The 21,591-nt window shown below is 63.4% G+C and carries 23 protein-coding genes; 10 read left to right on the plus strand and 13 right to left on the minus strand.

Going from position 1 to position 21,591, the window contains the following annotated elements; all coding sequences use genetic code 11:
* Nucleotides 1–19 precede the first annotated feature (19 nt).
* Both ACF8SD_RS02935 and ACF8SD_RS02940 read right to left on the minus strand, forming a co-directional pair.
* Nucleotides 20–514, minus strand: coding sequence for a SprT family zinc-dependent metalloprotease (locus ACF8SD_RS02935; protein WP_392484555.1), 495 nt, complete (start codon nt 512–514; stop codon nt 20–22).
* A gap of 132 nt (nt 515–646) precedes the next feature.
* Nucleotides 647–1,246, minus strand: a complete 600-nt coding sequence (locus ACF8SD_RS02940) for a Yip1 family protein (RefSeq protein WP_173887808.1) — start codon at nt 1,244–1,246, stop codon at nt 647–649.
* A gap of 259 nt (nt 1,247–1,505) precedes the next feature.
* Here ACF8SD_RS02940 and ttcA point away from each other — a divergent pair, with 259 nt between their 5' ends.
* A complete protein-coding gene (gene ttcA, locus ACF8SD_RS02945; protein ID WP_173887809.1) occupies nt 1,506–2,330 on the plus strand; it encodes a tRNA 2-thiocytidine(32) synthetase TtcA in 825 nt (274 codons plus the stop codon).
* Between the two features lie 4 nt (nt 2,331–2,334).
* Nucleotides 2,335–3,006, plus strand: coding sequence for a DNA-3-methyladenine glycosylase I (locus ACF8SD_RS02950; RefSeq protein ID WP_392484556.1), 672 nt, complete (start codon nt 2,335–2,337; stop codon nt 3,004–3,006).
* A gap of 131 nt (nt 3,007–3,137) precedes the next feature.
* Here ACF8SD_RS02950 and ACF8SD_RS02955 read toward each other — a convergent pair whose 3' ends face one another.
* From ACF8SD_RS02955 to arsC, 3 genes are read right to left on the minus strand one after another with little or no spacing between them, the layout of a single operon-like run.
* Entirely contained in the window at nt 3,138–3,551 is a 414-nt protein-coding gene (locus ACF8SD_RS02955) for a DUF2069 domain-containing protein (RefSeq protein ID WP_392484557.1), read from the minus strand.
* Nucleotides 3,544–4,149, minus strand: a complete 606-nt coding sequence (gene wrbA / locus ACF8SD_RS02960; RefSeq protein WP_029887453.1) for an NAD(P)H:quinone oxidoreductase — start codon at nt 4,147–4,149, stop codon at nt 3,544–3,546. The genes ACF8SD_RS02955 and wrbA overlap by 8 nt, the downstream gene beginning before the upstream one ends.
* Nucleotides 4,146–4,499: an arsenate reductase (glutaredoxin) gene (gene arsC / locus ACF8SD_RS02965; protein WP_173887812.1), complete on the minus strand. Its 354-nt coding sequence runs from the start codon at nt 4,497–4,499 to the stop codon at nt 4,146–4,148. Before arsC ends, wrbA begins: the two co-directional genes overlap by 4 nt.
* Before the next feature lie 85 nt (nt 4,500–4,584).
* On the opposite strand from arsC, the gene ACF8SD_RS02970 reads away from it, so the two are divergent.
* Nucleotides 4,585–5,049 (plus strand): TlpA disulfide reductase family protein, encoded by a 465-nt coding sequence (locus tag ACF8SD_RS02970; RefSeq protein WP_009684283.1) that lies wholly within the window; start codon nt 4,585–4,587, stop codon nt 5,047–5,049.
* Between the two features lie 153 nt (nt 5,050–5,202).
* On the opposite strand, the gene ACF8SD_RS02975 is transcribed toward ACF8SD_RS02970, so the two are convergent.
* Genes ACF8SD_RS02975 through ACF8SD_RS02990 form a run of 4 tightly spaced genes read right to left on the minus strand, consistent with a single transcriptional unit; the run spans nt 5,203 to nt 9,859 of the window.
* On the minus strand, nt 5,203–5,607 hold the full coding sequence (locus ACF8SD_RS02975; RefSeq protein ID WP_173887813.1) for an META domain-containing protein: 405 nt from the start codon (nt 5,605–5,607) through the stop codon (nt 5,203–5,205).
* Nucleotides 5,604–6,041, minus strand: coding sequence for a hypothetical protein (locus ACF8SD_RS02980; RefSeq protein WP_173887814.1), 438 nt, complete (start codon nt 6,039–6,041; stop codon nt 5,604–5,606). Before ACF8SD_RS02980 ends, ACF8SD_RS02975 begins: the two co-directional genes overlap by 4 nt.
* Nucleotides 6,042–6,072: 31 nt before the next feature.
* The gene (locus ACF8SD_RS02985; RefSeq protein ID WP_392484558.1) at nt 6,073–7,062 is read right to left on the minus strand and encodes a 2-hydroxyacid dehydrogenase; all 990 of its coding nucleotides are present in this window, start codon (nt 7,060–7,062) and stop codon (nt 6,073–6,075) included.
* 43 nt (nt 7,063–7,105) lie between these two features.
* Nucleotides 7,106–9,859: a response regulator gene (locus ACF8SD_RS02990; RefSeq protein WP_173887816.1), complete on the minus strand. Its 2,754-nt coding sequence runs from the start codon at nt 9,857–9,859 to the stop codon at nt 7,106–7,108.
* Between the two features lie 193 nt (nt 9,860–10,052).
* Here ACF8SD_RS02990 and ACF8SD_RS02995 point away from each other — a divergent pair, with 193 nt between their 5' ends.
* The 7 genes from ACF8SD_RS02995 to ACF8SD_RS03025 all read left to right on the plus strand — a co-directional run bounded on the left by ACF8SD_RS02995 (nt 10,053) and on the right by ACF8SD_RS03025 (nt 18,344).
* A complete protein-coding gene (locus ACF8SD_RS02995) occupies nt 10,053–10,772 on the plus strand; it encodes a response regulator transcription factor (RefSeq protein WP_173887817.1) in 720 nt (239 codons plus the stop codon).
* Nucleotides 10,773–10,774: 2 nt separating this feature from the next.
* The gene (locus tag ACF8SD_RS03000) at nt 10,775–12,136 is read left to right on the plus strand and encodes a histidine kinase sensor domain-containing protein (RefSeq protein WP_392484559.1); all 1,362 of its coding nucleotides are present in this window, start codon (nt 10,775–10,777) and stop codon (nt 12,134–12,136) included.
* A gap of 87 nt (nt 12,137–12,223) precedes the next feature.
* Nucleotides 12,224–13,123, plus strand: a complete 900-nt coding sequence (gene cysM, locus ACF8SD_RS03005; RefSeq protein WP_392484560.1) for a cysteine synthase CysM — start codon at nt 12,224–12,226, stop codon at nt 13,121–13,123.
* On the plus strand, nt 13,124–14,482 hold the full coding sequence (rlmD, locus tag ACF8SD_RS03010; RefSeq protein ID WP_173887820.1) for a 23S rRNA (uracil(1939)-C(5))-methyltransferase RlmD: 1,359 nt from the start codon (nt 13,124–13,126) through the stop codon (nt 14,480–14,482). It abuts the gene before it with no gap.
* Nucleotides 14,483–14,579: 97 nt separating this feature from the next.
* Nucleotides 14,580–16,820, plus strand: a complete 2,241-nt coding sequence (gene relA, locus ACF8SD_RS03015) for a GTP diphosphokinase (protein WP_173887821.1) — start codon at nt 14,580–14,582, stop codon at nt 16,818–16,820.
* Between the two features lie 124 nt (nt 16,821–16,944).
* Nucleotides 16,945–17,778, plus strand: coding sequence for a nucleoside triphosphate pyrophosphohydrolase (gene mazG, locus ACF8SD_RS03020; RefSeq protein ID WP_173887822.1), 834 nt, complete (start codon nt 16,945–16,947; stop codon nt 17,776–17,778).
* A 26-nt stretch (nt 17,779–17,804) separates the two neighbouring features.
* Nucleotides 17,805–18,344: a DUF2058 domain-containing protein gene (locus tag ACF8SD_RS03025; RefSeq protein WP_173887823.1), complete on the plus strand. Its 540-nt coding sequence runs from the start codon at nt 17,805–17,807 to the stop codon at nt 18,342–18,344.
* A gap of 45 nt (nt 18,345–18,389) precedes the next feature.
* Here ACF8SD_RS03025 and ACF8SD_RS03030 read toward each other — a convergent pair whose 3' ends face one another.
* The 4 genes from ACF8SD_RS03030 to purM all read right to left on the minus strand — a co-directional run bounded on the left by ACF8SD_RS03030 (nt 18,390) and on the right by purM (nt 21,310).
* Entirely contained in the window at nt 18,390–18,572 is a 183-nt protein-coding gene (locus ACF8SD_RS03030) for a hypothetical protein (RefSeq protein WP_029886605.1), read from the minus strand.
* A 307-nt stretch (nt 18,573–18,879) separates the two neighbouring features.
* Complete coding sequence (locus tag ACF8SD_RS03035) at nt 18,880–19,590, minus strand: DUF3108 domain-containing protein (protein WP_029886606.1); 711 nt, start codon at nt 19,588–19,590, stop codon at nt 18,880–18,882.
* Nucleotides 19,591–19,598: 8 nt separating this feature from the next.
* The gene (purN, locus tag ACF8SD_RS03040) at nt 19,599–20,252 is read right to left on the minus strand and encodes a phosphoribosylglycinamide formyltransferase (protein WP_173887824.1); all 654 of its coding nucleotides are present in this window, start codon (nt 20,250–20,252) and stop codon (nt 19,599–19,601) included.
* On the minus strand, nt 20,252–21,310 hold the full coding sequence (purM, locus tag ACF8SD_RS03045) for a phosphoribosylformylglycinamidine cyclo-ligase (protein WP_173887825.1): 1,059 nt from the start codon (nt 21,308–21,310) through the stop codon (nt 20,252–20,254). Before purM ends, purN begins: the two co-directional genes overlap by 1 nt.
* Between the last annotated feature and the right edge of the window lie 281 nt (nt 21,311–21,591).

Genomic DNA, 21,591 nt, shown 5'->3' on the forward strand with positions numbered 1-21,591 from the left:
ATCCATTGGCTGTTGCGGCCTATTCAACCCGGGTCTCGCCGCTGTACACCAGAATCTCCCGGCAACGCTTGCACAGGTAACGGCGGCCCTGGCGCACCAGCTTGTGCCGTTGGGCGGTAAACGGGAAGTCACTCTGCGGGCAAGGGCAGCGGTAGATGTAACGAGTCACCACCCGCCGTTGCACCTCGTAGTTGTGGCAGCGGTTTGGCGGCAGTTCGTACACGCCGCGCATGATCAGTTGCCATTCCTCGCCATGGGCCTGAATGCGGTCACCGAACAATTGGTGGGCCACCAGGTGCGCCACTTCGTGCGCGACCGTCTGGCGCAGAAAGTCCTCCTGATTATCACGGTACAACTGCAGGTTGAAACGCAGCAGGTTCTCGTGCAGGTGGGCAACGCCGGCTTTTTGCCCGCGCAGCTTGAAGCTGACTTCCGGGCGCGGGAACCGGCGTTTGAAGAAGGTTTCGGCTTGCTGGTAACAGGTTTCGACGCGTTGCTTGAGCAGCTCGGGCATGGCGGGGTGGTTCTCCTGACCCGATCATTATGCCGCAACCTCGGGCCATGTGCCGAGCCACCGGTCAGCGCTCAGCCAAGGGCCGCCTTGCGGCGGCCCCTGGTTGATGCCCCGGTGTTGGTCGAGTCTGTTCTAGTTGGTGTAGACGGGCCCCACGCCCAGTCCCCAGATGATCACCGTGGCGGCCATGATCGCCACCAGCACTACCAGGCCCACCGCCAGCACCGAGCTGGAGAACAGGAAGCCTTCGTCGGAGGGTATGTTCATGAAGGTCGGCAAGCCGACGTACAGCAGGTACACCGTGTAACAGACCGCCGCAGTGCCGATCAGCATGCCCAGCCACAAGTGCGGGTACAGCGCCGCCAGGCCGCCGATGAACAATGGGGTGGCGGTATAGGTGGCGAACGCTATGCACTGGGCCATGGATGGGTTGGCATCGTAGGTGCGGGCCATCCAGTGGATGAACGCGCCCATTACCGCTACCCCGGCCAGCATCGCCAGGTAGGACATGATGCTCATCCACAGGGCACTTTCCATGGTCAGCATCACAGCCGGCCGGTCGCCGATCACCCAGCCGACCTGGGTGGTGCCGATGAATGCGGACACTGCGGGAATCGCCGCGAGGATCAGGGTGTGCGTCAGGTACATGTGGCTGATGGATTCTTCTTCGCCACGGATTTCCCGCCATTCCTGGTCGGGATGGGTAAACAGCCCCACAACGTGATGAATCATGCCGTCACTCCTCTCAATGTTGCCAAACGCCCCCAAATGGAGCGCAAGCGGCCCTAGGCCGAACACCGAAGCAAGCGGTAATGTGGCCTTATGTCGCAGTATAGGAAGCGGTTACCCGCACAAACCGTGCTTTTTAGAGCAAATTGCGCTGTCGCCCGCCCTGTTGATTACATTGAAGTCTTTGTCGGAATGCCTACAGCACGCGCGCGTTTGTGCGTAAAATAGCCGCCTTTTGTCACACCTCGCGGATTCAAGCGCTATGGGCACCCTCTCGGTCAACCAGAACAAACTGCAAAAACGCCTGCGTCGTCTCGCCGGCGAAGCCATCACCGACTACAACATGATCGAGGATGGCGACAAGGTCATGGTCTGCCTGTCCGGCGGCAAGGACAGCTACACCATGCTCGATGTTCTGTTGCACCTGCAGAAGGTGGCGCCGATCACCTTCGAGATCGTTGCGGTGAACATGGACCAGAAGCAACCAGGGTTCCCCGAGCACGTGCTGCCGGCGTACCTGAAGGAGCTGGGGGTCGAGTACCACATCGTCGAGAAGGACACCTACTCGGTGGTCAAGGAGCTGGTGCCCGAGGGCAAGACCACCTGCTCGCTGTGCTCGCGCCTGCGCCGTGGCACGCTGTACACCTTCGCCGACGAAATCGGTGCGACCAAGATGGCGCTGGGGCACCACCGCGACGATATCGTCGAAACCTTCTTCCTCAATATGTTCTTCAACGGCGCGCTCAAGGGTATGCCGCCGAAGCTGCGTGCCGACGATGGCCGCAACGTGGTGATCCGCCCGTTGGCCTACTGCAGCGAGAAGGATATCCAGGCCTATTCGGACATGAAGGCATTCCCGATCATCCCGTGCAACCTGTGCGGCTCGCAGGAAAACCTGCAGCGCCAGGTGGTCAAGGACATGCTGGTGGAGTGGGAGCGCAAGCACCCGGGCCGTACCGAGAGCATTTTCCGTGCATTGCAGAACGTGGCGCCGTCGCAGTTGGCCGACCGCAACCTGTTCGACTTCACCAGCCTGAAGATCGACGAAAACGCGGCGCCGCGCTTCCTGGACGTGGTGAACATCTAGGCCTATGCGCGATTATCAGTGGCTGCATGAATACTGCCTGAACCGCTTCGGCTCTGCCCAGGCGCTGGAAGCCTTTCTGCCGCAGCCGCGCACGCCAGCGCAACTGCGCCACATCAGCGACGACCGCTACCTGTCGACCTTGGCCCTGCGGGTATTTCGCGCTGGCCTCAAGCACAGCCTGGTGGATGCCAAGTGGCCAGCCTTCGAGCAGGTGTTTTTCGGCTTCGACCCGGAAAAAGTGGTGTTGATGGGCGCCGAACACCTGGAGCGGCTGATGCAGGATCAGCGCATCATCCGCCACCTGGGCAAACTCAAGAGCGTGCCGCGCAACGCACAGATGGTGCTGGACATTGCCAAGGTGCATGGCAGTTTTGGTGCGTTCGTTGCCGACTGGCCGGTGACCGACATTGTCGGGCTGTGGAAGTACCTGGCCAAGCATGGCAACCAGCTCGGCGGTTTGTCGGCGCCACGGTTCTTGCGCATGGTTGGCAAAGACACCTTTGTCCCGACCGAGGACGTGGCGGCGGCGCTGATTGCCCAGAAGGTGATCGACAAGCAGCCGACCAGCCAGCGCGACCTGGCGCTGGTGCAGCAGGTGTTCAACCAGTGGCATGCCGAAAGCGGGCGGCCGCTGTGCCAGTTGTCGGTGATGCTGGCGCATACCGTCAACCATTGAGATCGCCGGGGCCGCTGTGCGGCCCAATCGCCGGCAAGCCAGCTCCCACAGGTTTGCACAGGGCTTGAGGCTGATGCGGTCGAGGTGGGAGCTGGCTTGCCGGCGATTGGGCTGCAAGGCAGCCCCTTGACTCAACTGCCTTCGCCCGCCATGCGCCGTTCATGCTGGAACTTCCAGCGCACATACAGCAGCCCGGCAATGAACAGCCCCAAGCTGACCAGCACTTCACCCCAGCCAAACACCGCCCGCGCCGGGTCGAAGGCTGCCAGCACGCCCTTGATGAAGTAGATATTCACCACGAAGCAGGTCCAGGCATGCGCCCGGGCGCTGCCCAGCAGCATGCCCGGCAGCAGCAATAGCAGCGGCACCAGTTCGATCGCCAGGATCACCTCGACCCGAGCCCCATGCAGGTTGGCGAACCACAGGTTGTTCACCACCAGCAGGGCAATAAGGCCAAAGAAAAACGCCAGGCTAAGCGCCTGCGTCAGGCGCAAGCGCGGTGCCAGCCAAGCCAGCGGCGGCAACACCTTGGGCTTCTTAGCCACGCGCGGCCTCCAGGGCCTTGGCGGTGCTCGCCAGGCGTTGGCCAAGGGCGCGGCACAGGGCGATCTCGTGCGGGTCGAGTTCACGCTTGCCGTCTGCCCCGGCATGGTGGCTGGCGCCATAAGGGGTGCCACCACCGCGGGTTTCCAGCAGTGCCGATTCGCTGTAGGGCAGGCCCATTACCAGCATGCCGTGGTGCATCAGCGGCAGCATCATCGACAGCAGCGTGGTTTCCTGGCCACCGTGCAGGCTGGCGGTAGAGGTGAACACACCGGCGGGCTTGCCGACCAGTTCACCGCCCAGCCACAGACTGCTGGTGCCATCGAGGAAGTACTTGAGCGGCGCCGCCATGTTGCCGAAGCGGGTCGGGCTACCCAGCACCAGGCCGGCGCAGTGGCGCAGGTCGTCGAGGGTGGCGTACAGCGCGCCGCTGGCCGGAATGTCCGGGGCCACAGCTTCGCATTCGGTGGAAATCGCCGGCACCGTGCGCAGGCGCGCTTCCATGCCGGCCAGCTCGATGCCGCGGGCGATGTGCCTGGCCATTTCGCTGGTGGCACCATGGCGGCTGTAGTAAAGCACCAGGATGTAGGGTTGGCTCACGGCAGAATCTCCAGCACTTTTTCCGGTGGGCGACCGACCACCGCCTTGTCACCGGCTACCAGGATCGGCCGCTCGATCAGCTTGGGGTGCTGGACCATGGCCTCGATCAGCTGTGCGTCGGTCAGTGCAGGGTCGGCCAGGTTCAATGCCTTGTATTCATCCTCACCCGTGCGCAGCAGCTGCCGAGGGGCCAGGCCCAGCTTGCCGAGCAAGGCCTTGAGGGTGGCGGCGTCTGGCGGGGTCTCGAGGTAGCGCACGATGACCGGGGCCAGGCCACGGGCTTCGAGCAGTTCCAGCGCGCCGCGGGATTTTGAGCAGCGCGGGTTATGATAGAGCGTGAGGTCAGTCATGTGGGGTCGCATCCAGCTGGTTGTGGCGGCTATTCTAACCGCAGCGACTGACCAGTTTGCTTTAAAACTCGAGAAGGATTGACCCATGGCAAGGCGTCTGGCAGCAGTACTGGCCATCACCGCGAGCCTGATGCTCGGTGGTTGCGGTGCCGATTATGGCGTAGACCAGCACGGCAATACGGTTAAGGCCGAACAGATCGACGGGCACTGGCTGGTGCTCAATTACTGGGCGGAATGGTGCGGGCCGTGCCGTACCGAAATCCCGGAACTCAATACCGCGGCCAAGCAGTGGGCGGCCGAGGGCATCAAGGTGGTGGGGGTGAATTTCGATGGCCTGCAGGGCCAGGACCTGAAGCAGGCCGCCGAAACCCTGGGCATCGGGTTCACCGTACTGGCCCAGGACCCGGCCGAGCGCTATGACCTGCCGCGCAGCGAGGCGTTGCCGGTAACGTACATCATCGATGACAAGGGCAAGGTGCGTGAGCAGTTGCTGGGCGAACAGACCCTCGAAGGGCTGCAGGCCAGGATCAAGGCCCTGAAGCAGGGGTGACAAGCTGCAAGCTGCAAGCTGCAAGCTGCAAGCTGCAAGCTACAAGCTACAAGCTACAAGCTACAAGCTAAAAGAAAAGCAGGCCGGTGCTAGGATCTGCTTTTTCTTGAAGCTTGAAGCTTGAAGCTTGAAGCTTGAAGCTTGCAGCTGCGCTCAGCCTTCTTCAGCCCAGAAGCGCAGCGGCTTACCCTCGGCCGGCCAGAAGCGCAGTTGCTCGATGGGTGATACATCCCAGCGCTGCACCGTTTCCAGCGCCTGCAGGAAGCGTTTTTCCTGCTCCATCAGCGCCGGCGCACATAGCTTGCGGGTTTTGCCGACCTTGCCGAAACTCAGGTGCTCGCCGTCCAGCGTGTAGGGCGCAAACCAGTGGTTGCAGCCGGCATTGCCATAGGCACGGCCATCACTGGCCAAGGTCAGGGTCAGGTGGCTGTAGTCGATCAACGGGCGCTCACCAATCCACTCCAGCACATAGCTGCGCTCCTGCTGCAACTTCGAAGGTTGCGCAGCGCAGCCGAGCAGGCCGGTGGCAATCAGCGCGCCGGTCAGCAGATTCTTCACTCGGCGCTCTCCTGGCAACGTGGGCACACATGCTTGTCGCCACGGCTGGCCCAGTCCAGCTCGGCGATACGAGCGCTGGCTGCAGGCTGGCGGGCTTGCTTGCCCAGCTTGGCGTCTACGGCGAACTCGAAGTCCAGGGCGGCGTCACAGTGGTCGCACTCAACCTTCCAGTTGAGGATTTCCAGCGCGTTGAACACCGGGCCAGTGGCCACGGCAACCCACTGGCCGCGCGGGTTGATCAGGTGGCGCACGCTCTCCACGGTCAGGCGCATGGCCAGGTCCTTGCTGCCTTTGAGGGTCACCAGCAGGGTATCGCCTTTGTGCATCGAACCGCCGTTGCCAGTGACCTGATAGCGGCCTGGCACCAGGGCGCGGCACTCGATCAGGGTGTGTTGCGGGTTGAAAAGGGTATAGCGGAAATCGTGCTCGACCATGGGTCCTCCAGAAATGCCGCGTATCCTAGCACTAACCCATGACCAGATTCTGTGGATTGCCTGCCGCCCAGCAGTTGATGTTGTCCAGCGTGGTAGTGGCGATCGCAGCCAGCGCCTCCCGGGTCAGGAACGCCTGATGCGCGGTGATGATGACATTGGGAAAGGTCAGCAGGCGTGCCAGCACATCGTCTTGCAGCGGCAGGTCGGAGCGGTCCTCGAAGAACAGCTGGGCTTCTTCTTCATAGACATCCAGCCCCAGGTAGCCGAGCTGGCCGCTTTTCAGCGCGTCGATCAGTGCCGGGGTATCGACCAGTGCGCCGCGGCCGGTGTTGATCAGCATGGCGCCATGCTGGACTTCGGCCAGGCTCCGGGCGTTGATCAGGTGCCGGGTATGTTCGGTCAACGGGCAGTGCAGGCTGATGATGCGCGCTTCGCGTAGCAATTCGGGCAGTGGCAGGTAGCGCGCGCCGAGGGCCAGCAGTTCCGGGTTGGGGTAGGGGTCGTAGGCCAGTAACTGGCAGCCGAAACCGGCCATTATGCGGGCGAAGGCTGCGCCGATCTGGCCGGTACCCACGACCCCGACCGTTTTACCATGCAGGTCGAAGCCGGTCAGGCCATGCAGGGTGAAGTCCCCTTCACGGGTACGGTTGTAGGCCCGGTGCAGGCGCCGGTTTAGCGCCAGGATCAGCGCCACGGCGTGTTCGGCGACCGCGTGCGGTGAGTAGGCCGGTACACGCACCACGGCCAGGCCCAAGCGTTGCGCAGCAGCCAGGTCGACGTGGTTGTAGCCGGCCGAACGCAGGGCGATCAGGCGCGTGCCGCCGGCGGCCAGGCGCTGCAGTACCGGGGCGTCCAGTTCATCATTGATGAAGGCGCAGACAATCTCGTAGCCGTCGGCCAGCGCTGCGGTGTCGAGACTCAGCCGGGCAGGCTGGAAATGCAGGTCCAGTGGGGTACCGCTGGCGGCTCGGGTGAAGCTTTCCTGGTCGTAGTGCTGGCTGCTGAACAATAGCGCGCGCATGGTCAGGGTTCCTTTGTCGGGCATGTCCGGGTTGGCAGTGAGCTCAAGCGCTCGACCGCGCCTGGACGGCCAGGCGGCTGATCGCCGCATCCAGTTCATCCAGTGCCTGGTGGGCCTGCGGGCTTTCCTGCTTGAGCAAGGTTTCAGTGCGCTGGCACGCCGCGCGCAACTGCGGCACGCCGCAATAGCGTGAAGCCCCGTTCAGGCGGTGTACCTGTTCGATCAGGCCCTCATGGTCATTGGCCAGGCGCGCGGCGTGGATGGCTTCGCGGTCGGCCTCCAGCGAGGCCAGCAGCATGTTCAGCATATCGGCGGCAAGGTCCGCTTTCCCGGCTGCCAGGCGCAGGCCTTCCTGCGGGTCGAGCACCTTGAGTTCATCACCGTTGGCGGTGGGTTCAGTCGGCGCCTGCTGCGGTGTGCCCAAGCTGAGACCGGTCCATTTCATCACCACCTGTGCCAGTTGCCGTTCACTGATCGGCTTGGTCAGGTAGTCATCCATACCGCCGTGCAGCAGTGCGCGTTTCTCGTTGGCCATGGCATGGGCGGTGAGGGCGACGATCGGCAATGGGTTGCCACTTTGGGTGTTTTCCCAGCGGCGAATCTGTTCGGTACAGGCGCGGCCGTCCATGCCGGGCATCTGCACGTCCATCAGCACCAGGTCGAAGGGTTCCTGCTGCACGGCCTGCAGTGCCGCATAGCCATTGTCGACGGCCAGCACTTCGGCACCCAGGTCCTCGAGCAGCGTCTGCACCAGCAGCAGATTGGCAGGGTTGTCGTCGACACACAGGATTTTCGGCCGCCGCGGGCCGTTGCTGCTCTTCACCTCGCCCAGCAGGCGGCGGGGTTGGACCAACTCCAGCAGCAGCCGGCGCAATTTGCGCGTGCAGGTAGGCTTGGACAGCAACTGGCCATGGCCATTGGGCAGGAAGGGGTGGTACAGCGCCTGCTCGGTGGTCGGGCACAGCACCACGCACTGGCAATGGTAGCGTTCGAGCTGTTGATGGTAGCGGCCCAGTTGTTCTGGCGACAGGTTGCCCAGGTTGGCGCCCAGCACAGCCAGCTCGAATGGCTGCCCGGCCTGGCTGGCGGCCTGCACGGCTTGCAGCAATTGGTCGTAGGAGGCGAACAGGCTGACACTCAGGCCACAGTCTTCCAGCTGGTGCTCCAAGGCTTGCCGGGCCAGTTCATGGTTATCGACGATGGCGGCACGGCGGCCCAGCAACGCTTGCAGCGGCAGCTCTTCGATATCGTCGTGCGCCTTGGGCAGGTTCAAACTGATCCAGAACTGCGAGCCCTCGCCCGGGGTGCTGTCGACGCCGATTTCGCCACCCATCTGCTCGATCAGGCGCTTGGAAATCACCAGGCCCAGGCCGGTACCACCTGGCTGCCGGGCCAGCGAGTTATCGGCCTGGCTGAAAGCCTGGAACAGGGTGCGCACGTCCTGCGGTGACAGGCCGATGCCGGTGTCCTGCACGCTGATGCGCAGCTGGGCATGATCTTCATGCTCATCGTCGAGCATGGCGCGTACGACAATGGTGCCTTCGCGGGTGAACTTGATGGCGTTGCTGACCAGGTTGGTGAGGATCTGCTTGAGCCGCAGCGGGTCACCGACCAACGACGTTGGCGTGTCGCGGTAGATCAGGCTGAGCAGTTCCAGCTGCTTGGCATGGGCGGCCGGTGCCAGAATGGTCAGGGTGTCCTGGATCAGGTCGCGCAGGTTGAACGGGATGCTGTCCAGCACCAGCTTGCCGGCCTCGATCTTGGAGAAGTCGAGAATTTCGTTGATGATGCCCAGCAAGTTGTCGGCAGACTTTTCGATGGTGCTCAGGTAGTCCAGCTGGCGCGGGGTCATCTCGCTTTTCTGCAGCAAATGGGTAAAGCCGAGGATGCCGTTGAGCGGGGTTCGGATCTCATGGCTCATGTTGGCCAGGAACTCCGACTTGATGCGGCTGGCCTCCAGTGCCTCCTTGCGCGCCATGTCCAGTTCGATGTTCTGGATTTCGATGGTTTCCAGGTTCTGGCGCACGTCTTCGGTGGCCTGGTCGATGCTGTGCTGCAATTCTTCATGAGCGTTGTGCAGGGTTTCGGCCATGCGGTTGATGCCGCGTGCCAGTTCGTCCAGCTCATGGCTGCCCATGGTCGGCAGGCGCTCTTCGAGGTGGCCGTCCTTGAGCTGGTTGACCGCATGCTTGATACGTTCGATGGGGTCGTTGATCGAGCGGCCCATGCGCAATGCCAGCAGGCCGCTGAGCACCAGGCAGGCGAGGATCAAAAGCAGGCTGGTGAACAGGTTGCGGTAGCCGCGCAGCAGGGTGCCATCGTGGGACAGCTCGATCTCGACCCAGCCCAGCAGCCGTTCGGCTTCGGCGGGCACGGCATCGGTGGCCAGGTCCCGGTGGTGGCCGAACACGGGCATCAGGTAGCGGGTGGCGTCATTGCCGCTGCGCTGCAGCAACTGGGTGCCGGTGCCGCCGCTGGGTGGCTGGTTGAGCATGCTCGGCCCGGCATGGGCCAGGCGTGTGCGGTCCGGCGCCAGGAAGGCAACCGAGCGCACGTCGCTCTGCTCCAGGGTTTGCGCGGCAATGCGCTCCAGCTGTGCAGGCGCCAGCCGGGCCATGGCCGGGGCGGCCAGCGGCGCCAACTGTTCGGCGATCATCTTGCCGCGCTGCAGCAGCTGGGTGCGCAGGTCGTTTTGTTGCAGCCAGGTGAAATAACTGCCCAGCACCAGCGCCATCAGGCCTGCCGGTAACAGTGCCAGCAGCAGGACCCGGCTGCGGATTCCCAAACGATCGAGCACACGCGCCTCCTGTGATGTGCCTGGCCACCGTCAGTTGGTGACGGCTAAGGCGCGACGTTACTCCGCCTGCCACGCCATTGCACCTGTTTAGTCGGTGTTTTGCGCCGATCCCGCAGCATGGGGTGCAGCGCAGTTGCCTGGCAGGCCGCCTATACACAATAATCGCGCAATTGAGAATGCATGGCAGTTGCCAATGAGTCCTGTAGCTATTCACAACGCCAATGTCCTCGCCATCGAAGACGACCCGGTGCTTGGCGCCTACCTGCATGAAGCGCTGCAGCGCGGTGGTTTCCAGGTCACCTGGTGCCGCAGTGGCCTGGAGGGGCTGGAAGCGGCCGGCCGCCAGGTGTTCGACGTGGTACTCATGGATATCCTGCTGCCGGGGTTGAATGGCCTGGACGCGCTGGCCCAGTTGCGCCAGCGCATGACCACACCGGTGATTCTGATGTCGGCACTGGGCGCCGAGGCGGACCGCATCAGCGGCTTTCAGCGCGGGGCCGACGACTACCTGCCCAAACCGTTCAGCATCGCCGAGCTGCAAGTGCGCATTGAAGCGATCCTGCGCCGTGTCGCGCTCGAACGCCGCTACCAGGCGCCGCAGCCGCCGGCAGAGGCGGGCGCGCTGCACTTCGACGAGGGCCTGTGCGACGTGCGCCTTGATGGCCGCCTGGCTGGGCTGACCCCCAGTGAGTTTCGCCTGCTCGACACCCTTTACCGCAACCAGGAGGAAGTGCTGAGCAAGGCGTTCCTGTACCAGCAGGTGTTGCAACGCGGCTATTCGCGGCACGACCGCAGCCTGGACATGCATGTCAGCCAGATCCGCCGCAAGCTCAAGGGCATCGGTTATCAGGGGTTGCAGATCCGCACCGTATGGGGCAAAGGCTACGTGCTCGGCGCGGGTGAGGCGCAATAGCCATGCTCGACCGCCATTCGCTGTTCTGGAAACTGGCCATCCTGCTGGTCGGCTTCTGCCTGCTGATGATCGGCCTCAGCTACACCTGGGGCCAGCGCATGGAGCTGCAGAGCGCCTTCTTGTCGGAGCCGGCGCGCCAGACTTTGCGCGGCTATGCCAGCGAGGCCGAGCAGGCCTGGCGCAGCCGTGGTCGAGCCGGGCTGGACCAGTGGGTGGCGGCCATGCACCAGCGTGAACACGGCTGGGTGGGTGTGCTCGATATCAACCTCAAACCGCTCGACAGCGCGGCCCTCAACCCGCAGATCATGCAGCGCCTGACCCGCCTGCGCGGGGTCGATTGGCCGATGAGCCGGCGCAGCGCCGAGCAACCGTGGCTACGCATCCCGTTCCCCGGTGCGCCCGAGCAGGGCATGCTGGTGGTCGAACTGCCCAAGCGCTTCAACCCGGACCAGCGCCGCGTGCTGTGGCGCATCATCACCAACGGCATCATCCCGGGCCTGTTCACCTTGCTGCTGTGCGTGGGCCTGTACCGCATGCTGATCGTGCCGTTGAACCAACTGCGCGAGCAGGCCCGGGCCTGGCGTGCCGACCAGCTTTCGGCTCGCCTTGATTCGCGGCTCATCGCCCGGCACGACGAGCTGGGGGAACTGGCCCGCGCCTTCGACCAGATGGCCGAGCGCCTCCAGGGCACCGTCACCCTGCAACAACAGCTGCTGCGCGACCTGTCCCATGAAATGCGCACCCCCCTGAGCCGTTTGCGCGTGGCTTGCGACGGGGAAACCGATATGCAACGCCTGCGCGAGCGCCTCGGCCGGGAACTGGACGGCATGCAGCAACTGGTCGAGGCAACCCTGCAACTGGCCTGGCAGGACGCCGAGCGTGCGCCGATGAACCTGGAGCCGATCGAGGTTCAGGCCTTGTGGGACCTGCTGGCCGAGAATGCCTGCTATGAAAGTGGCTGGGCGCCCACGCGGCTGCGGTGCGAAGTACCAGGCGGTTGCTGGGTGCAGGGCAACCTCAACCACCTGGCCCAGGCCCTGGAGAACCTGCTGCGCAATGCCATTCGGTATTCGCCGGCCGACGGTGTCGTGCGCTTGGGTGGGCAACGTGAAGGTGGCTACTGGTGCCTGTGGCTGGAAGACGAGGGCGGTGGCGTTGGCGACGATGAGCTGGAGCGGATTTTCGCGCCGTTCTTGCGGCTGGACGGTTCGCGGCCTGGCGTGGGTGGCTTTGGCCTGGGGCTGAGCATTGCCCGCAGCGCCATCCAGCGCCAGGGTGGCACGCTGTGGGCGCAGAACGGCAAGCGTGGTTTACGCCTGTGCATGAGGTTGCCGGTGCAGCAGCCCCCGTCATATAGCCTGTAGCTATATCCACTACAGATTGCGTGATATGGCCGGGAAGGGTTTGCCGGTATGATAGGCGCCCCTGCCGTCCGGATTGTGAAATACGCCATGACCTTGCAGTACCCAACCATCGCCGATTGCGTCGGCAATACGCCACTGGTTCGCCTGCAGCGCATTGCTGGCCAAACCAGCAATACCCTCCTGCTCAAGCTCGAAGGTAACAATCCCGCCGGCTCGGTGAAGGACCGCCCGGCCCTGTCGATGATCACCCGCGCCGAACTGCGTGGCCAGATCAAGCCCGGTGACACCCTGATCGAAGCCACCTCCGGCAACACCGGCATCGCCTTGGCGATGGCGGCGGCGATCAAGGGCTACAAGATGATCCTGATCATGCCAGACAACTCCACCGCTGAGCGCAAGGCGGCCATGACCGCCTACGGCGCCGAGCTGCTTCTTGTGACCAAGGAAGAGGGCATGGAAGGTGCCCGCGACCTGGCCGATAAGCTGCAGCGTGAAGGCCGCGGCCTGGTGCTGGACCAGTTCGCCAACGGCGACAACCCGGTGGCCCACTACAACAGTACCGGCCCGGAGATCTGGCAGCAGACCCACGGCAGCATCACCCATTTCGTCAGCTCCATGGGGACCACCGGCACCATTATGGGCTGCTCGCAGTACCTCAAGGAACAAAACCCTGCGGTGCAGATCATCGGCCTGCAACCGATGGAAGGTTCGGCCATCCCGGGTATCCGCCGTTGGCCGCAGGAGTACCTGCCGAAGATCTTCGACGCCACGCGCGTAGACCGCGTGGTCGACATGTCGCAGCAGGAAGCCGAAGACACCACCCGCCGCCTTGCCCGCGAAGAGGGCATTTTCTGCGGCGTGTCTTCCGGTGGTGCGGTTGCCGCCATGCTGCGCCTGTCCCGTGAGGTGGAGCATGCAGTAATGGTGGCGATCATTTGCGACCGCGGTGACCGCTACCTGTCCACCGGCCTGTTCGATCCCAGCTAAATGGCCAAGAAAAAAACCAACAGCGGCCTGCGCTTCCAGCCGGCCGGCGGTAGCCGCAGCCCCCAGGTCCCCGTGGGCAAGAAGCAGCGCCTGGACATCGAGCGCCTGGCCGGCGACGGCCGCGGCATTGCCTTCCATGAAGGGCGTACCTGGTTCGTCAGTGGCGCCCTGGCCGGTGAGGCTGTGGAAGCGCGGGTGCTCAATGCGCGCGGCAAGGTGGTCGAGGCCCGCCTGGAGCGTGTGCTGCAGGCCAGCCCCGAGCGCCGTGAAGCCCCCTGTCGCCATTACAGCCGCTGTGGTGGCTGCACCCTTCAGCACCTGCCGCACGAGGCGCAACTGGCGCTGAAGCAGCGGACCTTGGCCGAACAACTGCAACGGGTGGCCGGTGTGCAGCCCGACGCCTGGGCGCCACCGCTCAGCGGGCCAGCGTTCGGCTACCGGCGCCGTGCTCGCGTGGCGGTGCGCTGGGACGTCAAGGCGCGTGAGCTGCAGGTCGGCTTCCGTGCCGAAGCCAGCCAGGACATCATCGCCATCGACGATTGCCCGGTGCTGGTACAGCCCTTGCAGTCGATTCTGCGCCACCTGCCGACCGTGCTGCGTTCGCTGGACAAACCGCAGGCCCTGGGCCATGTGGAGCTGTTCAGCGGCTCTGCGCAAGCGCTGCTGGTGCGCCATGTGGCGCCATTGCCGGCGCAGGACCTGGCCCGGTTGCAGGCGTTCTGCGAGCAGGCCAACGCGCAGTTATGGCTGCAAGGCGAAGCTGAACCGGCGCCCGTCGAACCTGCGGCACCATTGGGCTTTGCCCTGGCGCCGTGGCAGCTTGAGCTGGCCTGGCGCCCTGGCGACTTCGTGCAGGTCAACGCCCAGGTCAATACGGCGATGATCGAGCAGGCGCTGGCCTGGCTTGCGCCGCAGGCCGATGAGCGGGTGCTCGACCTGTTCTGCGGCCTGGGCAACTTCGCCCTGCCGCTGGCACGCCAGGCGCGTGAAGTGGTGGCAGTGGAAGGTGTGCAGGCCATGGTCGATCGGGCCGCGGCCAACGCCAGAAACAACAATGTGCATAACGCACGGTTTTTTCAGGCCGATTTATCGCAGCCATTGGCCGGCACCGGATGGGCCGCCGAGGGCTTTTCTGCGGTACTCTTGGACCCACCGCGCGACGGTGCTTACGAGGTGGTGCAAGGCATCGCCCGCCTCAAGGCCAGCAGGCTGGTCTATGTATCGTGCAACCCGGCCACACTGGCGCGAGACGCCCAGGTGCTGGCCGGCCAGGGGTACCGGTTAACACGGGCCGGGATTCTCGACATGTTTCCTCAAACGGCGCATGTCGAGGCCATGGCGTTATTCGAAGCGGGCTAGCTGACTGGCCCCTTGGTGCGGCCGCCACGGAAGGGTGGTCGTACGGTGATCGCCAGCGCCGCCGTGAGTGCAGCGCTGTATGGAAAGGTAAAACAAGATGGTACAGGTGAGAGTGCACCAGCCGGTCAACACGGACGGCAGTATCAATCTCGATGCATGGCTGGACCATGTGGTAAGTGTCGATTCGGCACTGGATCGCGCAGCGCTGAAAGAAGCCTGCGAGTTTGCTCACGAGGTCGAAAAAAAGGGCAACCCCGCCAAGCATTCCTGGGCGGACGGCACGTCCAGCTTTCAGGCAGGGCTGGAAATTGCCGAAATCCTCGCCGACCTCAAGCTCGACCAGGATTCGCTGGTGGCCGCGGTCATCTACCGTTCGGTGCGCGAGGGGAAGGTCACGCTGGCCGAGGTCAGCCAGCGCTTTGGGCCGGTGGTCTCGAAGCTGATCGACGGCGTGCTGCGCATGGCCGCCATCAGCGCCAGCCTCAGCCCGCGGCAGTCGCTGGTATTGGGCTCGCAGGCGCAGGTCGAAAACCTGCGCAAGATGCTTGTGGCCATGGTCGACGACGTACGCGTGGCGCTGATCAAGCTGGCCGAGCGGACCTGCGCCATCCGTGCGGTCAAGGCGGCCGACGATGAGAAACGCCTGCGCGTCGCGCGTGAGGTGTTCGACATCTATGCGCCGTTGGCGCACCGCCTGGGTATCGGCCATATCAAGTGGGAGCTGGAGGATTTGTCCTTCCGCTACCTGGAGCCCGAGCAGTACAAACAAATCGCCAAGTTGCTGCACGAGCGCCGGCTGGACCGCGAGCGGTTCATCAGCGACGTGATGAACCAGTTGCAGAACGAACTGCTGGCCACCGGGGTGAAAGCCGACATCAGCGGCCGGGCAAAACACATCTATTCGATCTGGCGCAAGATGAAGCGCAAAGGCCTGGAATTCAGCCAGATCTATGACGTGCGCGCAGTGCGTGTGCTGGTGCCGGAAATTCGCGACTGCTATACCGCACTGGGCATCGTCCACACCTTGTGGCGGCACATCCCCAAAGAGTTCGATGACTACATCGCCAACCCCAAGGAGAACGGCTATCGCTCGTTGCACACGGCGGTAATCGGGCCTGAGGGCAAGGTGCTGGAAGTGCAGATCCGTACCCACGGCATGCATGAGGAAGCCGAGCTTGGCGTGTGCGCCCACTGGCGCTACAAAGGCACCGACGTCAAGCCCAGCTCCAACCACTACGAAGAAAAGATCTCCTGGCTGCGCCAGGTGCTGGAATGGCACGAAGAGCTGGGCGACATCGGTGGCCTGGCCGAGCAACTGCGGGTCGACATCGAGCCGGACCGGGTTTATGTGTTTACCCCGGACGGGCATGCCATCGACCTGCCCAAGGGTGCGACCCCGCTGGACTTCGCCTACCGCGTGCACACGGAAATCGGCCACAACTGCCGCGGCGCCAAGATCAACGGCCGGATCGTGCCGCTGAACTATAGCCTGCAAACGGGCGAACAGGTCGAGATCATCACCAGCAAGCACGGCAACCCGAGCCGCGACTGGTTGAACTCCAACCTGGGCTATGTCACCACGTCGCGGGCACGGGCCAAGATCGTGCACTGGTTCAAGCTGCAGGCGCGCGACCAGAACGTGGCCGCTGGCAAGACCTTGCTCGAACGGGAGCTCAGCCGCCTGGGCCTGCCGCAGGTGGACTTCGAGCGCCTGGCGGAGAAAACCAACGTCAAGACCGCCGAAGACATGTTCGCTTCGCTCGGTGCTGGCGACCTGCGCCTGGCGCACCTGGTCAACGCAGCCCAGCAGTTGCTGGAGCCCGAGCGTATCGAGCAGATCGAACTGGTGCCGCGCAAGCCTGCCGGGCCGCGTACCGGCAAGCGTGGCGACATTCAGATCCAGGGGGTTGGCAACCTGCTGACGCAGATGGCCGGCTGCTGCCAGCCACTGCCGGGCGATGCCATCGTCGGTTACATCACGCAAGGCCGTGGCGTGAGCATTCACCGCCAGGATTGCGCCTCGGTGCTGCAACTGGCAGGCAAGGAACCGGAGCGCATGATCCAGGTGAGCTGGGGGCCGATACCGGTGCAGACCTACCCGGTCGACATCGTCATTCGTGCCTACGACCGCCCGGGGTTGCTGCGTGATGTGTCGCAGGTGCTACTGAACGAGAAGATCAACGTGCTGGCGGTGAACACCCGCTCGAACAAGGAAGACAACACCGCGCTGATGTCGCTGACCATCGAAATTCCAGGCCTGGACGCGCTGGGGCGGTTGTTGGGGCGCATCTCGCAGTTGCCGAACATCATCGAGACGCGGCGTAATCGTACCCCTTGAGACCGCGGCGCCTGCTTCGCGGGCTTGCCCGCTCCCACAGGTACGGTGCAGGTTTCGAAACCTGCACCCATCCTGTGGCAGCGGGCAAGCCCGCGAAGAAGCCACCACCGAAGGACCTGCCTGAATGACCTACACCCTCGAAGACCTGCTGCACCTCATGGCCCGCCTGCGTGACCCGCAGTACGGTTGCCCATGGGACCTGCAGCAGAACTACGCGAGCATCGTCCCGCATACCCTCGAAGAGGCCTACGAAGTCGCCGACACCATCGAGCGCGGTGACTTCGAGCACCTGCAAGGTGAGCTGGGCGACTTGCTGTTCCAGGTGGTCTACTACAGCCAGCTGGCCAGGGAGGAGGGGCGTTTCGAGTTCGATGGCGTGGTCGACAGCATCACCCGCAAGCTCATTCGGCGCCACCCGCATGTGTTCCCCACGGGTGAGCTGTATGCGCCGCTGGACATCCCCCGCTTGAGCGAGGCCCAAGTCAAGTCACGCTGGGAAGAAATCAAGGCCCAGGAGCGGGCGGAAAAAAGCCTGCCCGAGCAGTTGTCTCTGCTCGACGACGTACCCACGACCTTGCCGGCGCTGTCGCGGGCGGCCAAACTGCAAAAGCGTGCGGCCACGGTCGGCTTCGACTGGCCGGCGGCGCTGCCGGTGCTGGATAAAGTCCGTGAAGAACTGGACGAAGTGCTGCAGGCCATGGCCGATGGCGATGCCGATGCGCTCGAAGATGAGGTCGGTGACCTGCTGTTCGCTGCCGTGAACCTGGCGCGCCACCTCAAGCAAGACCCGGAACATGCCCTGCGCCGCGCCAATCGCAAGTTCGAGCGCCGTTTCCGCTTTATCGAACAGGCATTGCGCGACAGCGGTCGCCCTATTGAAGCGTGTAACCTTGACGAGCTGGACGCCCTCTGGGGCGAAGCCAAGCGTCAGGAAAAGAACCTGCCCAGCTGCGGCTGAGCTGTTGCATAAGTGAGTGAACATTCATGAGCCTTTCCCTTCGCGACCAATTGCTCAAAGCCGGTCTGGTCAACCAGAAACAGGTCTCGCAGACCAATAAAGCTGAAAAGAAACAGAAGCGCATGGAGCACAAAGGCCAGGTCGACGTCGACGACAGCCAGCAGCGTTTGGCCAAGGAAGCCATGGCCGAAAAGGTCAAGCGCGACCAGGAGCTGAACCGCCAGCAGCAGGAAAAGGCGGAGCAGAAGGCCCGTGCCGCACAGATCAAGCAACTGATCGAAGCCACGCGCCTGCCCAAGCTGAGCACCGATGACTATTACAACTTCGTTGACGACAAGAAGGTCAAGCGTATCGCCGTCAACGCGCTGATGCGTACCAAGCTGAGCAACGGTGCGCTGGCAGTGGTGGCCCATGCCGGTGGTTACGAGGTGATCCCGCGCGAAGCAGCGGTGAAGATCCAGGAGCGCGACCCCAGCCGTATCCTGTTGCTTAACACCCATGTCGAGGAAGCGGACGAAGATGACCCGTACGCGGCCTACAAGATCCCTGACGATCTGATGTGGTAAACACGAAAAACCCCGCTTCGGCGGGGTTTTTCATGACGAATGGGGTCATTGCGTGGTGCGCTGGTTTTCCAGGTTCTCGAGCTCTGCCCGGTACTGGTGGGCCTCGTGTTCATTGTGGAACATGCCGACCAGTTGACCTTGCTGGTGCACATCCCAGATGCGTACGCCAGCGGCCACGCCTTCGTGGGACATTTTCGATTCGTCGCGTTCGGTTACTTGGACTGTCATCGTTAAACTCCACTTCTTGAGAGGGCTGCGACACTCTGTCGCACACCTTCTTTATAGAGTTTGTTAGCAGCCTAAGTAAATAAAACGGGCATGAAACAAGTTTCATGAAGGCTCAAAGGTGTAGTGCCTGGGCTGGCCCTATCGCCGGCAAGCCAGCTCCCACAGGGACCTCCTGGAGCCTGAGCCTTGCATAGAACCTGTGGGAGCTGGCTTGCCAGCGATAGGGCCAGTACGGGTCACCCAGAAACCCGGGTACAAAAAAGCCCCGCACTAGGCGGGGCTATTGGATGTCACTGGCAACGCTGGCTCAGTTACCCTTCACCGGCTTGCCATCGACCGTACCATCCTGCAGCACGATCACATACTCCTTGCCATCGGTCTCCACCTGGCGCAGTTGCACCAGCAGGTAGTCCCAGTTCTTGGCAAACCACAGCTCGGTGATGCGCTTGCTCTGGCTTGGATCGCGCACGCGCTCGACCTTCACCGCATCGACCTGGCCAGTCTTGGTGGTGACTTTTTCAGTGCCCAGCACGCGGAAGTCGTAATTGTCGATCTCGTCGCCATCGACTACCTGGTAAGTCATGCTCTTCTTGCCTGCCGCCACGTCATGCTGCAAGGCCAGCTGGTAGGAAGACTTGTCCAGTACGCCGCGGTTAAGCGGCAGGGTAATGGCGTCGCCCCGGTCGCTACCGGTGATCTTCTTGGTGTTCCAGTCGAAGTTCAGGTCGACCTTCTTGGCCTTGCCCAGGCCGCCACGCTCGAAGTGATACTTCTGTGGCAGCAGGGTGTCGTTTTCCAGGCGCAGGGTGCTTTGCTCGGTCAGGCTGGCGATCATCATGGAAGCCTTGAAGTTAAGGTCCCAGGTACCGTTGGCATTTTTGACCAGGCTGCGCTCGGCGGTGCCGCTCATGGGCAGCTGCTTCCAGTCGGCGGTGTAGCTGGCCGAGAAGGGCTTCAGATCAGCTGCCTGGAGCGGCAGGGCGAGCACGGCGAGAGCCAAGAGCAGGGCACGACGCATAAGTTCTCCTAGGATCGAATCAAGTGACCGCTGGCCGCCAGCGGCTGGCCGTCCAGTAATGCACCCTGTTCAGCAAGGCGCAAGCGGCCGTCGGCAAACCAGCGCACTGCCAGCGGGTAGATCAGGTGTTCCTGCTGGTGAACCCGGTGGGCCAGGCTTTCGACGGTGTCGTCTGGCGCCACCGGCACTACTGCCTGTACGACCAGTGGGCCGCCATCGAGTTCCTCAGTCACGAAGTGTACGCTGCAGCCATGCTCGGCGTCGCCTGCCTCCAGCGCCCGGCGGTGGGTATGCAGGCCTTTGTACTTGGGCAGCAACGACGGGTGGATATTGAGCAGGCGGCCCTGATAGTGGCGCACGAAGTCGCCACTGAGGATGCGCATGAACCCGGCCAGCACCACCAGGTCCGGGGCAAAGCCGTCGATGCACGCCATCAGCGCTGCATCGAAGGCTTCACGGCCGTCGAACCGGGTGTGGTCAAGCAGGGCGCTTTCAATGCCGGCGGCTGCGGCGCGTTGCAGGCCGAAGGCATCGGCGCGGTTGGAGACCACCGCACGAATGCGCACCGGGCTGTCCTGGCCTTGGCAACTGTCGATCATGGCTTGCAGGTTGCTGCCGGAACCCGACAGCAGTACCACTACATTGCAGGTCTTGCTCGGCATCAGTGTGCCTTGAGGTTCTGCAGCTCGACCTGGGCGGCGCCTTCGGCGGCTTCGGCGATGTGGCCGATGACCCATGGCTGTTCACCGGCGGCGCGCAGTTCGTTCAGGGCCGCTTCGACCTGGTCCTGGGCCACGCAGATGACCATGCCAACGCCGCAGTTCAATACGCGGTGCATTTCGTGCTCGTCGACGTTGCCTTTTTCCTGCAGGAAATCGAACACCGCCGGGCGCTGCCAGCTGGCCACGTCTACCACGGCCTGAGCGTTTTTCGGCAGTACGCGCGGGATGTTGTCGAGCAGGCCGCCACCGGTGATGTGGGCCATGGCTTTGACCGCGCCGGTGTTCTTGATCAGCTGCAGCAGCGGCTTGACGTAGATGCGGGTGGGGGCCATCAGCAGGTCGGTCAGCGGGGTGCCGCCCAGCTGGGTGTTCTCGATGTCGGTGCCCGACACTTCGAGGATCTTGCGGATCAGCGAGTAACCGTTGGAGTGCGGGCCGGAGGACGGCAGGGCGATCAGTGCATCGCCAGTGGCAACCTTGGAACCGTCGATGATGTCGGCCTTTTCCACCACGCCCACGCAGAAACCGGCCAGGTCGTAGTCTTCGCCTTCGTACATGCCAGGCATTTCGGCGGTTTCACCACCGACCAGCGAGCAGCCGGCCAGTTCGCAACCGGCACCGATGCCGGTGACCACGGTGGCCGCCACGTCGACATTGAGCTTGCCGGTGGCGTAGTAGTCGAGGAAGAACAGCGGCTCGGCGCCGCACACCACCAGGTCGTTGACGCACATGGCGACCAGGTCCTGGCCGATGCTGTCATGCTTGTTCAGGTTCAGCGCCAGGCGCAGCTTGGTGCCGACGCCGTCGGTGCCGGAGACCAGCACCGGCTGCTTGTAGCCGGCCGGGATCTCGCAAAGGGCGCCAAAGCCGCCCAGGCCACCCATGACTTCAGGGCGTGCGGTGCGTTTTGCCACGCCCTTGATGCGTTCGACCAGTGCTTCGCCGGCGTCGATGTCTACACCGGCGTCCTTGTAGCTCAGGGAGGGTTGCTTGCTCATTGATCCAGGCCTTTAGGAGGGAGGGATTCTTAAAAACGACCATGACGGCCAAGGCCGGCGGGTGAGCGACGGCTGCCTGAAACGTCAGTGGTCTGTGAAGGCGCGCGATTTTATCAGGGTTGCCGGGCAGCGGCCATCCTCAGGCCGACGGGCAGGCCGGTAAATTGCTGAAAAATGGCCCAGGGTGGTTGATGGGGTTGCATGTGTATAAGCTGCAACCAGCGAGCCTCAGGCCGCAAGAAAATGCAGCGCCGCGTTGGCGCTGCATTAAGCTTGTAGCG

This window comes from Pseudomonas sp. CJQ_9 (assembly GCF_043106615.1).
In the GTDB taxonomy this organism is placed as follows: domain Bacteria; phylum Pseudomonadota; class Gammaproteobacteria; order Pseudomonadales; family Pseudomonadaceae; genus Aquipseudomonas; species Aquipseudomonas juntendi.